The organism is Corynebacterium diphtheriae (assembly GCF_001457455.1).
In the GTDB taxonomy this organism is placed as follows: Bacteria; Actinomycetota; Actinomycetes; order Mycobacteriales; family Mycobacteriaceae; genus Corynebacterium; species Corynebacterium diphtheriae.
Genome location: NZ_LN831026.1, coordinates 817,439 through 831,121, shown reverse-complemented (window position 1 = coordinate 831,121; position 13,683 = coordinate 817,439). Strand labels below are relative to the sequence as shown.

16 protein-coding genes are annotated in these 13,683 nt (G+C 53.4%); 8 read left to right on the top strand and 8 right to left on the bottom strand.

Annotated elements, in window-relative coordinates; translation table 11 throughout:
- Positions 1 to 151: 151 nt before the first annotated feature.
- The 3 genes from AT687_RS04090 (at position 152) to AT687_RS04080 (ending at position 3,914) form a co-directional block, all read left to right on the top strand.
- Positions 152 to 1,555, top strand: a complete 1,404-nt coding sequence (locus AT687_RS04090) for a class II fumarate hydratase (RefSeq protein ID WP_014318884.1) — start codon at positions 152 to 154, stop codon at positions 1,553 to 1,555.
- 144 nt (positions 1,556 to 1,699) lie between these two features.
- The gene (locus AT687_RS04085; protein ID WP_014318883.1) at positions 1,700 to 2,347 is read left to right on the top strand and encodes a TetR/AcrR family transcriptional regulator; all 648 of its coding nucleotides are present in this window, start codon (positions 1,700 to 1,702) and stop codon (positions 2,345 to 2,347) included.
- A gap of 1 nt (position 2,348) precedes the next feature.
- Complete coding sequence (locus AT687_RS04080) at positions 2,349 to 3,914, top strand: MDR family MFS transporter (RefSeq protein WP_014318882.1); 1,566 nt, start codon at positions 2,349 to 2,351, stop codon at positions 3,912 to 3,914.
- Between the two features lie 4 nt (positions 3,915 to 3,918).
- Here the strand turns inward: AT687_RS04080 and AT687_RS04075 are convergent, their stop codons facing one another.
- Positions 3,919 to 4,485 carry a GNAT family N-acetyltransferase gene (locus tag AT687_RS04075; protein ID WP_003850857.1) on the bottom strand — a complete coding sequence of 189 codons (567 nt, stop codon included), beginning with the start codon at positions 4,483 to 4,485 and terminating at the stop codon, positions 3,919 to 3,921.
- A gap of 81 nt (positions 4,486 to 4,566) precedes the next feature.
- Positions 4,567 to 5,247: a LysR family transcriptional regulator substrate-binding protein gene (locus tag AT687_RS04070; protein WP_014318881.1), complete on the bottom strand. Its 681-nt coding sequence runs from the start codon at positions 5,245 to 5,247 to the stop codon at positions 4,567 to 4,569.
- A 64-nt stretch (positions 5,248 to 5,311) separates the two neighbouring features.
- On the opposite strand from AT687_RS04070, the gene AT687_RS04065 reads away from it, so the two are divergent.
- Positions 5,312 to 5,656, top strand: a complete 345-nt coding sequence (locus tag AT687_RS04065) for a DUF5997 family protein (RefSeq protein WP_010934678.1) — start codon at positions 5,312 to 5,314, stop codon at positions 5,654 to 5,656.
- Between the two features lie 70 nt (positions 5,657 to 5,726).
- On the opposite strand, the gene glyA is transcribed toward AT687_RS04065, so the two are convergent.
- Positions 5,727 to 7,016 carry a serine hydroxymethyltransferase gene (gene glyA, locus AT687_RS04060; protein ID WP_014318879.1) on the bottom strand — a complete coding sequence of 430 codons (1,290 nt, stop codon included), beginning with the start codon at positions 7,014 to 7,016 and terminating at the stop codon, positions 5,727 to 5,729.
- A 210-nt stretch (positions 7,017 to 7,226) separates the two neighbouring features.
- On the opposite strand from glyA, the gene coaA reads away from it, so the two are divergent.
- Complete coding sequence (coaA, locus tag AT687_RS04055; protein WP_003850853.1) at positions 7,227 to 8,153, top strand: type I pantothenate kinase; 927 nt, start codon at positions 7,227 to 7,229, stop codon at positions 8,151 to 8,153.
- Here the strand turns inward: coaA and AT687_RS04050 are convergent.
- From AT687_RS04050 to mca, 4 genes are read right to left on the bottom strand one after another with little or no spacing between them, the layout of a single operon-like run.
- Complete coding sequence (locus AT687_RS04050; protein ID WP_014301660.1) at positions 8,150 to 8,650, bottom strand: flavodoxin domain-containing protein; 501 nt, start codon at positions 8,648 to 8,650, stop codon at positions 8,150 to 8,152. The two genes, coaA and AT687_RS04050, sit on opposite strands and share 4 nt — an antisense overlap.
- A 45-nt stretch (positions 8,651 to 8,695) precedes the next feature.
- Complete coding sequence (locus tag AT687_RS04045; RefSeq protein ID WP_014318878.1) at positions 8,696 to 9,493, bottom strand: isoprenyl transferase; 798 nt, start codon at positions 9,491 to 9,493, stop codon at positions 8,696 to 8,698.
- A gap of 24 nt (positions 9,494 to 9,517) precedes the next feature.
- The gene (locus AT687_RS04040) at positions 9,518 to 9,859 is read right to left on the bottom strand and encodes a hypothetical protein (RefSeq protein WP_010934674.1); all 342 of its coding nucleotides are present in this window, start codon (positions 9,857 to 9,859) and stop codon (positions 9,518 to 9,520) included.
- A gap of 54 nt (positions 9,860 to 9,913) precedes the next feature.
- Positions 9,914 to 10,801 carry a mycothiol conjugate amidase Mca gene (gene mca, locus AT687_RS04035; protein ID WP_014318877.1) on the bottom strand — a complete coding sequence of 296 codons (888 nt, stop codon included), beginning with the start codon at positions 10,799 to 10,801 and terminating at the stop codon, positions 9,914 to 9,916.
- Positions 10,802 to 11,102: 301 nt separating this feature from the next.
- On the opposite strand from mca, the gene AT687_RS04030 reads away from it, so the two are divergent.
- The 3 genes from AT687_RS04030 (at position 11,103) to AT687_RS04020 (ending at position 12,688) form a co-directional block, all read left to right on the top strand.
- On the top strand, positions 11,103 to 11,570 hold the full coding sequence (locus AT687_RS04030) for a DUF4307 domain-containing protein (protein ID WP_014318876.1): 468 nt from the start codon (positions 11,103 to 11,105) through the stop codon (positions 11,568 to 11,570).
- 177 nt (positions 11,571 to 11,747) lie between these two features.
- Positions 11,748 to 12,269, top strand: coding sequence for a transcription elongation factor GreA (greA, locus tag AT687_RS04025; RefSeq protein ID WP_003850846.1), 522 nt, complete (start codon positions 11,748 to 11,750; stop codon positions 12,267 to 12,269).
- Positions 12,269 to 12,688: a hypothetical protein gene (locus AT687_RS04020; RefSeq protein WP_014318875.1), complete on the top strand. Its 420-nt coding sequence runs from the start codon at positions 12,269 to 12,271 to the stop codon at positions 12,686 to 12,688. The genes greA and AT687_RS04020 overlap by 1 nt, the downstream gene beginning before the upstream one ends.
- A gap of 69 nt (positions 12,689 to 12,757) precedes the next feature.
- On the opposite strand, the gene AT687_RS04015 is transcribed toward AT687_RS04020, so the two are convergent.
- Positions 12,758 to 13,588: a Bax inhibitor-1/YccA family protein gene (locus AT687_RS04015; RefSeq protein ID WP_014303187.1), complete on the bottom strand. Its 831-nt coding sequence runs from the start codon at positions 13,586 to 13,588 to the stop codon at positions 12,758 to 12,760.
- Between the last annotated feature and the right edge of the window lie 95 nt (positions 13,589 to 13,683).

Sequence of the window (13,683 nt, the reverse complement as noted above, 5' to 3'; positions counted from 1 at the left end):
CACCTCACACCATCAGTATTTCCCACATCTTTGCCACATTTGGCTTGGTTTTTGGGCATACTGGTAGTCATGTGTGCACGTGTCCCGCTTACCCGAGCTACCACGCGCACAGATTTCTGCAACCTTCTACTGACAAAGGTGGATACAACTTATGACTGAGCAGCAGTACCGTATCGAGCACGACACCATGGGTGAAGTTAAGGTGCCTATCGACGCCCTCTGGCGCGCACAGACCCAGCGCGCTGTTGAGAACTTCCCAATTTCTGGCCGTGGCCTCGAAGCCGCACAGATCCGCGCTATGGGTCTGCTCAAAGCCGCTTGCGCTCAGGTTAATAAGGACCGCGGACTTCTGGCTCCAGAGCAGGCTGATGCAATCATCGCCGCAGCTACCGAGGTAGCCGAGGGCAAGCACGACGACCAGTTCCCTATCGACGTCTTCCAGACCGGTTCCGGCACCTCGTCGAACATGAACTCCAACGAGGTTATCGCCTCGATCGCTAAGGCTAACGGCGTTGAGGTTCACCCTAACGACCACGTTAACATGGGCCAGTCCTCCAACGACACCTTCCCAACCGCTACTCACATCGCCGCAACTGAGGCCGCCGTTAAGGACCTCATTCCAGGCCTGAAGGTTCTCCATGCCTCCCTAGCCAAGAAGGCTGCCGAGTGGGAGAACGTTGTCAAGTCCGGCCGTACCCACCTGATGGATGCCGTTCCAGTTACCTTGGGCCAGGAGTTCTCCGGCTACGCTCGCCAGATTGAGGCTGGCATCGAGCGCGTCGAGGCATGCTTGCCACGTCTTGGCGAGCTCTCCATCGGCGGCACCGCTGTAGGCACCGGCCTGAACACCCCAGCAGACTTCGGCCAGAAGGTCACCGCCGAGCTCGTTAAGCTTACCGGCGTTTCTGAACTTCGCGAGTGCGTGAACCACTTTGAGGCCCAGGCAAGCCGCGACGGCCTCGTCGAGTTCTCCGGCGCAATGCGCACCATCGCTGTGTCTTTGACCAAGATTGCTAACGACATCCGCTGGATGGGATCCGGCCCACTGACCGGCCTCGGAGAGATCCACTTGCCAGACCTGCAGCCAGGTTCTTCCATCATGCCAGGCAAGGTCAACCCAGTTCTGTGCGAAACCGCAACTCAGGTGGCAGCTCAGGTTATTGGTAACGACGCAGCCATCGCTTTTGGTGGTGCACAGGGCGCATTCGAGCTCAACGTCTTTATTCCAATGATGGCCCGCAACGTCCTCGAGTCCTCTCGCCTGTTGGCTAACACCGCCCGCGTATTCGCAGAGCGTCTTGTCGACGGCATCCAGCCAAATGAGGAGCGCATGCGCACCTTGGCTGAGTCTTCCCCATCGATCGTTACCCCACTGAACTCCGCTATCGGCTATGAAGCTGCAGCGAAGGTGGCAAAGACCGCGCTAAAGGAAGGCAAGACCATTCGCCAGACTGTCATCGACTTGGGCTTTGTTGATGGCGAAAAGCTCACCGAGGAAGAGCTGGACAAGCGCCTCGACGTTCTCGCAATGGCCAACACCGATCGCGACAAGTAAGACTTTAATCTGTCGCATCTGACAACAAAGTGCGCCTCCTAGTCACCTTCAGACTGGGAGGCGCACTTTCTTTTACCTGCAGTTTTGTAGACACATAAATTATCTTTTTGCACTCAGTGTACTTTTGCACTAGGTTTACCTGCTGTGAGTACGCAACCAGCTACATCTTTAAGAGCCACAAAGCGACTCAAAACCCGCATAAACGTTGAAGATGCCGCGACTTCACTCGTGCTTCGCGACGGATTCGACAACGTCACCGTCGAGGACATCTGTGCCGCTGCAGAAATCTCCAAACGAACCTTCTTTAACTACTTCGATTCCAAAGAAAATGCCGTCTTCGGCGACACCCAAGTCGACATTTTGCCGCAGCTGCGAGAAGAATTCCTTTCCCATCCACATGAGGATCTCCCCGAAGCAGTAATTCGACTTCACATGAACCTTGTGTTTTCCGGCAAGGATTTCGACCCCCACACCCGTGGGGAAATAATTCGACGCCGAAAAGCAATTCGCCATAACAATCCAGAGCGAAGCTTTAACTACAACGCCTTATACCACAAGGTGTTTGTCAATTTTAAGACGCTGGTCAACGAATACTTCAAGCGCTTCCCCGAGCAACGCCGACTAGGAGGGGATGTGGATGTTGAAGCAACCGCAGTAGTTCTTTCATCCAGCTACGCCATCCGCTTTGGTTTTACTTTATGGGCAAACAGCCCTTCCGCTAGTTTTTCTACCCTCGAGGAATCGTGCCTCGAGGCCTTGGTCCACCTTCGCACGATCAACAAAGGACTATAACGTGAGCACTCAATTGTCGCTGGAAAATATGCGCGAACCGGCCGCACACCATCGCCCTGTGGGCTGGATTATTGCAGCTTTGATGCTCAGTATGTTGATGGGCTCGTTGGGGCAGATGATTTTTGCTACCGCACTGCCAACTATCGTGGGGGATCTCGGCGGTGTGGAACACATGTCGTGGGTAATCACAGCATTTTTGCTGGGACAAACGATCGCCATGCCGCTCTTTGGCAAGCTGGGCGATGTAATCAATCGCAAGCCGCTCTTTATTTTTGCCAACCTGTTGTTCATGTTGGGATCACTCCTTGGCGGGTTGGCTACGTCGATGTCGATGCTGATTCTTGCGCGTGCCATTCAGGGAGTTGCCGGTGGTGCGTCGATGATTCTTTCGCAGGCAATCACTGCCGAGGTCACCACTGCCCGCGAACGCGGTAAATACATGGGCGTGATGGGCACTGTTTTCGGGGTGTCCTCAGTACTAGGCCCTGTGCTGGGTGGTTGGTTTACCGACGGCCCAGGTTGGCGCTGGGGCCTATGGCTTAATCTCCCACTAGGAGCTGTCACTGTGATCACCATTTGGCTCTTGTTGTCATTGCCAAGCAAAGACGTGAAGTTCCGACTGGATTGGTGGGGAACGCTCACCATGGCCATCGCTACGGCTTCGCTGGTGCTGTTTGTCACTTGGGGCGGTCGCGATTACGCTTGGAGCGATCCCATCATTGTGGGTCTTATTGCATCGTTTGTGGTCTTCGGTATTATTTTTGTCGCTGTAGAGCTGCGTGTCGACGATCCTTTGATCCCCATGACTCTTTTCCAAAACCGCAACTTCACGCTCACAACGATCGCGGGACTTGCTATCGGTGTCATAATGTTCGGATCAATGGCCTACCTACCAACATATTTGCAGATGGTGCACCATATGAGCCCCACCAAGGCGGGTCTAACCATGATCACGATGATGTCTGGGCTCATGATCTCCTCAATCGGAGTAGGAAACCTCGTTTCACGCACGGGTCGTTATAAGACATTCCCACTGATCGGGCAGATCATCACATCCATCGCATTGGTATTGCTCTCTCGGCTGCATTACAACGACTCGCTTGTCACCGTTGGAATATACATGTTCATCTTCGGTGTGGGCCTTGGCTGCACAATACAAATCTTGGTCCTGATCGTTCAAAATTCATTCTCACTCGCAATGGTGGGTACTGCCACTGGATCAAACAACTTCTTCCGCCAAGTAGGAGGCGCTGTAGGTTCAGCATTAATCGGATCGATGTTCATGACCAATCTCAAGGAACAGATCGGAACGCATCTGCCCACGGCAGTTCAGCAGGCTGTGGCTCAGGGCTACCCGATGGATGCCGTCGATAAGCTGCAAAGTGCAAGTAGACTCACGCCGGCATTTGTCAACCACCTGCCCCAGGTGATTCAAGATGCTATTGCTGTGTCGTACAACGACGCGCTTACCCCCGTCTTCCTCCTAGTCGCGCCGTTGTCGATTCTAGCGGCGATCTTGCTTGCCCTTGTTCACGAGACTGAGCTAAGCCAGACCATCGAGCGCTAGTATTTTAGGGTTCTACAGCTGCTGCCTCATGATCAGCGAGTTCTGGCTTGGGCAGCAGTTTTTCCCAAATATCAGTGTCGCGCCATTGGCCTGCCATTTCTCCGTATGTCATCTTGGCGAGGTGGCTGAAAGTACCCACTTTTTCAAATCCACGGGACGCGTGCAGTCTTGCGGATCCTTCATTTTCGGGGAAAATCCACGAGTGGATTGCCCAGAATCCAAGATGCTGGCAGACGTCGATAAGCTTATCCACGAGAGCACCCGCTACGCCACGGCCTCGGGCATCTGGGTGAATGTAGATCGAATCCTCGACAACACCTCTAAAAACCGTCCGTGAGGAAATGGGAGCGGCGGAAACCCAGCCGAGCACCTTGGAATCATCGGTTTTCTCGACGGCAACGAACAACGTCTCTGGGATTTTTGACGTAGAAAACTTTTCCCAACTAGGGGCTTCAATTTCATAAGATGCATGACCAGTTTCCAAGCCCAAAAGATAAATCTGTTGAACTTGGCCGAAGTCCGTCCTACGCAGTGGACGGATGACAAAATCGGGCTGCGACGGTGCGTTCATAATTTCTATCCTTGCTGAAACGTCGGTACCAAAGCAACCGAGTGTATGCGAACACCCAGCAATTGCGCACCCCCTGTACGCTTAACGCTTACGCCGGCCGCCCTTACGCACGGGTTTCTTCCCCGCCTCTTTCCGACGCTTCTGCTTCGCCAGCGTCTTTTCACGAGCTGATACTTTCTTGGCATTCGACTGCCTCGACGACTGCACAGTCCGCCCCTTAGCAATACCAACAAAATCTTGGATATCCTCGCCGTCGCGCTCCTTTTTCCACACCAACGCAATGCGAGTACGCGCCTGACCATACCGCTGCGGATCACTAAACTCGCGATGCTCCACGAGCTTGCCACTGAGAATCTTCAATAGCGGCCGCGGAGCAATCACCACGCCCACATTAGCTGCCACCATCTGCAATTGCGCACGAACAGCTGCGACATCAACCTCAAGACTAGGAGGGGTGACGTAATTAATCATCTCACCATCAAGATCACTTGGCTCTACCACGTCCAGCAGCGTCAAGGTGTGTTCTTTGGGCAATGCCACGCCCATCGACTCTCGATATAGCTCCACCACGTGCACGGTGTCGTCGTTGTCCACGCGAGAATCTGGGAGCCTAACGAGTGTTAGATCCGCGGTGGCGTCGACAAGCAACGAAAGGGGGTCGTCATCACTCAGGGTGCGCAATCCGCCATGATCGGTGCGTTCCTCAAACCGTGTGAACCACTTATTTGGCTCGGTTCCAGTGGCGAAACTTAGTGTCAGCATAAGAATCAATGCTACCGTTAACCCTGTGAATGAAGAATCTGTTAGAAAGCCGTCCGGCACAGCAATGAAGCCGCAGACCGCTGCAAAGAAGCTGGGCATCTTCCTGCCCGCCACGCCAGAGGAGTTCCAGAACAACGCTTTGACTCACGACGAGTTCGTGGAACTACAAGCTAATCCGCCCCAGTGGCTGCAAGATCTACGCCGTAATGGTCCACACCCACGTCCTGTGGTAGCCCAGAAGTTGGGCATCACGATCACCGCGCTCAAGCGTAATGATATGGACAAGGCTTTAACCACCGCCGAGATCAAATCCCTCCTAGAGAACCAGCCAGAGTGGCTTCGTGCTGCGCGTACGTCGTTGGCAGAAAATCGTACTACAGAAACTGGCAATGATCACGACGAAAACTAAGTGATACAACACGAAAGCCGCACATTCTGAAGGAGTTTTACCTTCACGATGTGCGGCTTTTGTTTGAGGTTTAGAGGAGCTTCCAGTCCTCAAGGCCCTCGTAGAGTGGGTACTGCTCGGCAAGCTTAGCGACGCGCGCGCGCAGCTGCTTGGTGTCAGCACCGGCGCCTTGGGCCAATGCGGTAGCGATGATGTCGGCAACCTCGGTGAAACCTGCAGCATCGAAGCCACGGGTAGCCAAAGCTGGTGTACCGATACGCAAACCGGAGGTGACCATTGGTGGACGTGGGTCGAATGGAACCGCGTTACGGTTCACGGTGATTCCGACCTCATGGAGGAGATCTTCAGCCTGCTGGCCATCCATCTGGGAATTACGCAGATCGACAAGAACCAAGTGGACATCGGTGCCACCGGTTAATACGTCTACACCTGCAGCCTTGCAATCAGCACCTGTCAGGCGCTCAGCGATAATCTGAGCACCATCAAGCGTGCGCTGCTGGCGATCCTTGAACTCCTCAGTAGCAGCAATCTTCATGGCAACAGCCTTAGCAGCAACTGCGTGCATCAAAGGTCCGCCCTGCTGGCCTGGGAAGACTGCGGAGTTCAGCTTCTTGGCATACTCCTGCTTGGACAAAATCATGCCCGAGCGTGGACCACCCAACGTCTTGTGAACGGTCGTGGACACAACATCAGCGTAAGGAACTGGCGATGGGTGCAAACCAGCAGCCACAAGACCAGCGAAGTGAGCCATATCGACCCACAACTTAGCGCCAACCTCATCAGCGATAGAACGGAATGCTGCGAAGTCTTGGTGGCGTGGGTATGCGGACCAGCCAGCAATCAGAACCTGTGGTTTCTCTTTCAAAGCCTGTTCACGGATCTTGTCCATGTCCAAGCGGAAATTATCTGGTTCTACCTCGTAGGCTGCAACTTCATAGAGCTTTCCGGAGAAGTTCAAGTGCATGCCGTGGGTCAGGTGGCCACCATGAGCCAAGGACAGGCCCATGATCTTATCGCCGGGGTTGGCCAGTGCCATCAACACAGCAGCATTAGCCTGTGCACCTGCGTGAGGCTGCACGTTGGCAAACTCGGCACCGAAGACTTCTTTGGCACGGTTACGCGCTAGATCTTCAACGATGTCGGCGTTTTCACAGCCACCGTAGTAGCGACGCCCTGGGTAGCCTTCAGCGTATTTGTTGGTGAATACGGATCCTTGTGCCTGCAAAACTGCGCGTGGAACGAAGTTTTCAGACGCGATCATCTCGAGCGTGGAACGCTGGCGGTCAAGCTCACCAGTGATTGCAGCCGCAATCTCTGGATCAAGCTCGGTTAGCGATTGGTAACGGATGTCATCTGTCATGACTTAAGGCCACTAACCCTTTCATCGTTTGTGGTCATATGTGCGCATCATGGATGTTAACGAGCGAAACGCAAGTAAGCGACTTTTGCGTTATACCTGCATCTTAACCATATATCTAACCATTGATAGATTTCCATACTCCACTCCCCCTTATGGTGTTTTTTCACACTGATTTTTTCCTCACGGGCTACGGAAGGCACAATAGAACCCATGGCTCGTGACAAAGACCTCAGCCCATATCTCGACTTTGATCGTGAGACGTGGCGTCATTTGCGCATGTCGATGCCCCAGGTACTCACAGAGCAAGAGGTCGTGGAACTACGTGGTATTGGCGAAAACATCGATCTCGACGAAGTCGCCGAGGTTTATCTACCGCTGTCGCGTCTGATTCATCTCCAAGTCCACGCGCGCCAAGAACTCACGCAGGCAACCGAGACCTTCTTGGGTGAAAAAGCACCCCACATCCCGTTCGTTATCGGCGTTGCTGGATCTGTGGCAGTAGGAAAATCCACCACAGCACGTTTGCTCCAAGTCCTTTTACAGCGGTGGGACGAACATCCTCGCGTAGATTTGGTCACCACCGATGGATTCCTCCACCCCACCGAGATTCTGAAAAAACGCGGCATTTTGGACCGCAAAGGATTCCCAGAAAGCTACGATCAACGCGCGCTATTGCGCTTTGTCACTGATGTAAAAGCCGGAAAAGCGCACGTTAAAGCCCCAGTGTATTCGCATACTCTATACGACCGTGTAGAAAACGAATGTGTCACGGTCAGCCGCCCCGACATTTTGATCGTTGAGGGTCTTAATGTGTTGCAGACCGGCCCCACCTTGTCGGTCAGTGACCTTTTTGACTTCAGTGTCTATGTCGACGCTGCCCTCGAAGACATCGAACGCTGGTATATCGATCGCTTCCTGAAACTCCGGCAGCTAGCATTCCGCGCCCCCAATGCCCACTTCTCCCACTACGCGGACATGGGCGATCGCGCAGCGACTGACGAAGCACGACGAATCTGGCAAACGATCAATCTCCCCAACCTTGTAGAACACATCCTGCCCACTCGGGTTCGAGCGTCTCTAGTGCTGTGCAAAGGCGCAGACCATAAAGTCGCTCGCGTGCGCATGCGCAAAATTTAAACGGAATTCTGACGTTCCAGCACCCAGTGCTGAATTGCATCGAGCTCGGAAAAATCTACCCAATCGGTATCACGCTGGAACATCGAAATCATGCTCTTGTCGTTTGCACTTTTCATTGGCTTGGCAGCCACCAATGCGACTATCGATGCCATCGTCGCCTTATGCCCTGCCTGCATCGTGGAATATTTCAAACTGCCAGGAAGATAGAACCGTCCCCACGAAGCTGGCACCATCGACGCTAGACAGTCTTTAGAGCGAGCCACACTAGGAAGGGTCATGCCTACAGCAGCAACGGCAATCTCCCGTGGGGAAACGCTGCGGGCAAATTTAACGGCAGGAATGCTGGGACCGTGCACTGGGCTAAGGGCTACGAGCGGCTGTGCATCGTGAGGAACTGGCGTATCAAAGTCACAAGCAGTGGTGCCCAAGCGGCGCGCTAGCTCGTGTGCGTAGCGCGCTGTGGAGCCATAAATGGAGTGGAAGCGAACATGAACCATGCTGGGAAATGGTCCCCTTCCTAGAACGAGAAGAATACGTGTGCGTTATTTACCGAAGCGTCGGCTTCGCTTTGAGTATTCTCGCAATGCTCGCAAAAAGTCAACGCGCCGGAAAGCTGGCCAGTACGTATCGGTGAACCAGATTTCTGAATACGCAGCCTGCCACAACAAAAAGCCAGAGAGGCGTTGTTCGCCTGAGGTACGAATCACGAGATCTGGGTCTGGTTGACCCGATGTATACAGATGCTTGGAAATGGAATCGACGGAGATTTTCTCGACCATTTCTGTAGCAGTCGTTCCTGCTGCAGCTTCGGCGTCGATAAGCTCGCGCACCGCATCGACGATTTCTTGGCGGCCGCCATAGCCAACGGCAACGTTGACGGAGACTCCGGTGTTGTCGTTGGTGCTTTCTTGGGCTTGGGTGAGACGCTGGGAGACGTCGTCAGGCAGTAAATCAAGGTGTCCGACAAGCCGCAGACGACAATTGGTTTCTGGAGAGGCGAGCTCATCTACGACGTCGCCAATGATGTCGAACAACATTTGTAGTTCGTCGGAGGCTCGACCTAGGTTTTCCGTCGATAGCAGGTAGACGGTTACGAGTTCAACATCAGTATGCGCACACCACCGCACCATTTCGCCAATTTTCTTAGCACCTACGCGATGCCCATGGGTAACATCGGCAAATCCGGCCTCACGAGCCCACCGGCGATTGCCATCACACATGATGGCAACGTGCTCAGGCTGCCGCACCCCTTGAATTTCTCGCATCAGTCGTTTCTCGTAGAAAGGATATGCAGCGTTATAAGCAAGGTCGCGGAGAGAGAACTTTTTTAGTGTGCGCATTATGATGTCTACTCCCTTAAGTAATCACAACCAGTACTTTTTACTTTGATCGAGAACTCCTGCTTCAGCCATTGCTTTATCAATCGCCTCATGATCAAACGGGTCGATTCCGTGAGTTTGGGCAAACAGATTCCTACGGTGCATGCGCGTGTAGCGGCGTCGAAACGCCCATCCGATGTAAAGCACCACGGCAAGCAGCGCAACAACGACGAACCAGCCGATGGGTGAGGCTTTGCCAAATTCCGACCCCACTGGCCCAGCACCATCTTGCTGTGCCACGATCAACACCGTGTTTGCCATGTCCGCAAATTGCTGTGTCACAGTTCTTCCTACTTCTTTCCACTCGCCGGAGTACGGTAATCGCATTCATCTTATGCGTAACGCGCACAAACCTCTAAGCAGAGGCCACTGTTTGCTAGCTTAATCTGCCGAGATATCGATTCCTTCAAAAAGATCATCCTCCGGCAAGGAAGTAGAAACGCGTGTGCGAGCTAGCTCAAATTCTTCTGTAGGCCACAATTGTTGTTGGGTTTCAATCGGTGTAGCAAAAAATGTGCCTGCCGGATCAATTTGCGTGGCGTGAGCTTTAAGAGCCGCGTCACGACGATCAAAATAGTCTGCGGCATACACCTGCGTTGTTACTCGTGCCATGATGTCTGCACGGTGCTCAAGCCAACGATCTAAAATCCCCTCATAAGGACTCGGTTTCCCTTGCTCAACCAGCAGATTATGGAACATCTCCATGCGTTGGCGAATAAAACCATGTGTGTAATAAAGCTTCAACGGAGCCCACGGCTGGCCTAGGTCAAGACGATAGTCGGGGTCACCCGCCAGATCCCACGCCAGCATAGATACCTCATGAACTTTCAGATGATCCGGGTGTGGGTACCCGCCGTTTTCGTCATACGTAACGATTACGTGCGGGCGAAACTCGCGAATAATCTCCACGATCTTCGCCGCCACTTCATCAGAATCTTCGAGTGCGAAACTTCCTGGCGGAACCGGTGGATGCGGTTCCCCCTCTGGGAAACCAGAATCGTGATACCCCAACCACCGGTGCTGGACGCCTAATTCTTTGACTGCTTGAGCCATTTCTTCACGACGAACCTCAGCAATCCTGCCCTCCACCTCGCTTTTATCGAGTGACGGATTAAGCACATCACCAAGTTCACCGCCGGTGCAGGTCACCACCATGACCTCATGCCCCTCAGCCACATATTTCGCCATCGTGGCTGCACCCTTACTTGATTCATCGTCTGGGTGGGCATGAATAGCAAGCAAACGTGCCGGAGACGAAAGTGAGCTCATGGTCGTTACAGTCCTTTTACCTTGGGGGATCTACATTGCTAGCAACACACAATGGCCACAGTTGCAATAAGTTGTCATCGCTTTAAGAGTATCAACTTCACCCATCATGAGAAGCCGGAACTATTACGGCATCACACTTTGTATTTAGATCCCGAATAATCATAAGTCGCATACAGGCGTGCGCCCCACGTTGCGGTTCTGAGCAAGAACAGGGCTACAATAAGGCACGCACCCCCTCAAGGGCGGTGATCAGGAATGATCAATCGCGCAATTCATCCACGTCAAGGAGCAACTTTTCACGATGCCTACTCCTAAGAATGACACTGAGCAGCCCCAGTTTCAGCCGCGTCAGCGATACGGATCAGGCTCAGCTGCCACCGCCTCAGATCGCGGCACGCTATCAGGAAAGCTCTTGGCAGTACTCCTTGTGGTTATTTTGGCAGCAATTGTCGTGGCGTTGGCAAAATACGTTCAGCACTCACAAATGACCAAAATCAGTGGTCAAACCGCCAATGTCCACGTGATTGACGATCACACTTTTAAGCTCACAGTAGACATCACGCGTAGCGACGTCTCCGTCCCCTCCTACTGCATCGTCACCGCACTGAACTATGACATTGCAGAAGTAGGCCGTCGAGAAATCTTCCTTCCCGCAGGTGGCGACTCCACCCGCCGAATTGATGTGGAGCTTCAAACCACCGAACCGGCAGTATCCGGAGACGTATACGGCTGCGCCACTGACATCCCCTTTTACCTAGACCAGAGCTAGCCACAACAACGCACAATGAGCATTCACTGTGCTAGAATCTGCCAGAAATACCACGCTTGAATGCACTAGGTGACTTTTTAGCCCCGCGCTCGCTGACTGCACAGTCCTGCCGGGGCTTCAATCGTGATCGCCTGCGTGGCTGCATGCAAAATACAAATGTGTAAGGACAAAGACTAAATGGCTGACAACCAGAAGCAGTACATCACCCCAGAAACCAAGGCAAAGCTCGAAGAAGAGCTCAATGCCCTGATCGCTCACCGCCCTGTCGTCGCCGCCGAAATTAACGAGCGCCGCGAAGAAGGCGACCTGAAAGAAAACGCAGGCTACGACGCAGCCCGCGAAATGCAGGATCAGGAAGAAGCTCGCATCAAGCAGATTTCCGAAATCCTTGCCAATTCCACCACCGAGCGTGCCGGCATCGTCGAGGGCGTTGCCCACATCGGTTCCGTCGTCCACGTTTACTACAATGGCGACAAAAACGATAAGGAAACCTTCCTGATCGGTACCCGCGCTGCAGCATCCGACAACAAGGACTTGGAGACTTACTCCGAGCAGTCCCCGCTCGGTGCCGCAGTCGTTGGCGCACAGGAAGGCGAAACCCGCCAGTACTCCGCACCTAATGGCAACACCATTAGCGTTACTATCGTTTCCGCTGAGCCTTACGATTCCTCGAAGGCCGCAACTCCACGTAACTCCTAATGCACAAGGGCACTATTTATGGTGCCCTTTGCTTATCGACGCTTCTCGCCGCCTGTTCCCCACCCCATCAGGTCGACACAGCCACAAAAGTAGTGACCGCGCAAAGCTTTAGCGCTCCAACGTCGACTACTCCCCCTCCTAGTCGCAGTACACCAGAAATTCCTGGATTTATCGACTGTCTAGGGCCTGCGATGGTAAAGCCCACCTCTATCACAATGGATTGTGCTTCTCACGATACAACGATCCAAGAAATTAAGTGGACTAAGTGGACTGAACAAGCGGCGTACGGAACCGGCCGTGTCAAAGAAAAAGGTTCCGCCCCACGTACCGTATCCATTGTGCTATCTCGACCTGTTCAAGGTGTAGGAGGCACAGTGTTTATCGACGTCTCTGTCGATGGCGAGGCATTAAGTTTATAAAGAAATGCGAGGGCGGTACCGAGTCCACACAACATGCGTTACTCGGTACCGCCCTCGCGTTTTTATTTGTTAACGCTGATTAAAGTAGCTCAGCAAGCGCAGGATCTCGGTGTAGAGCCAGACCAAGGTCACTGCCAAGCCCAGAGCCACGCCCCAAGCGTTCTTTGCTGGCGCACCCTGACGGATCAGACGATCTGCGATGTCAAAGTCTTGAAGGAAGCTCATCGCTGCCAAACCAATGCAGAACAGGGAGAAAATGATGGCGATTGGGCCGCCGGAGTACAGACCTAGGCTGTTACCAAAGAAGCCCAGAACCATGTTGCCCAAAGCTAGAACCAGCACACCAATCAATGATCCCGTGAGGATGCGGTTGAACTTAGGGGTTACCTTCACAGCACCCGTCTTATAAACGTAGAGCATTCCGAGGAATACGCCGATGGTGCCAAGGACTGCTTGACCGATCAAGGCACCAGCATTTTGGCCACCCACCATCGCACCAGAAAGCACCAAGGAAATGCCACCGACAAACAGGCCCTCAAATGCCGCGTAGGTCAAGGTCACTGCTGCCGAACCATATTTACGGCCAAAGGTGCTGATCAAGACGGTGATCAAGCCACCGATGGCACCAACGCCGGTAAGGATCAATGCAAGACCAGGGTTAACCGTGGCCAACGCAAAGTTAACCACGGCGAAGGCGATAATAACGCCGACGGTGATACCAGTTTTGGTCACCACATCGTCCACAGTCATAGGACGCTCTGCAGCGCCAGCTGAGGTAACGGGCTGACCATACTGGTCATACTGGGACATAGGGTTGAACGCTTGCTGCTGGTAGCCCGCTTGAGCATAGTTTTGGCGGGTACCCGTCAGAGAATTCAAGACCGGATTGCTACTGCGCATTGTGCGACACTTTCCTTTCAACGCCCTTGGCTCCATCTTTGCCAAAGGAACATCTTCGTACATCTGCAATAACGCATCGCAATGCTTTTTAGTTC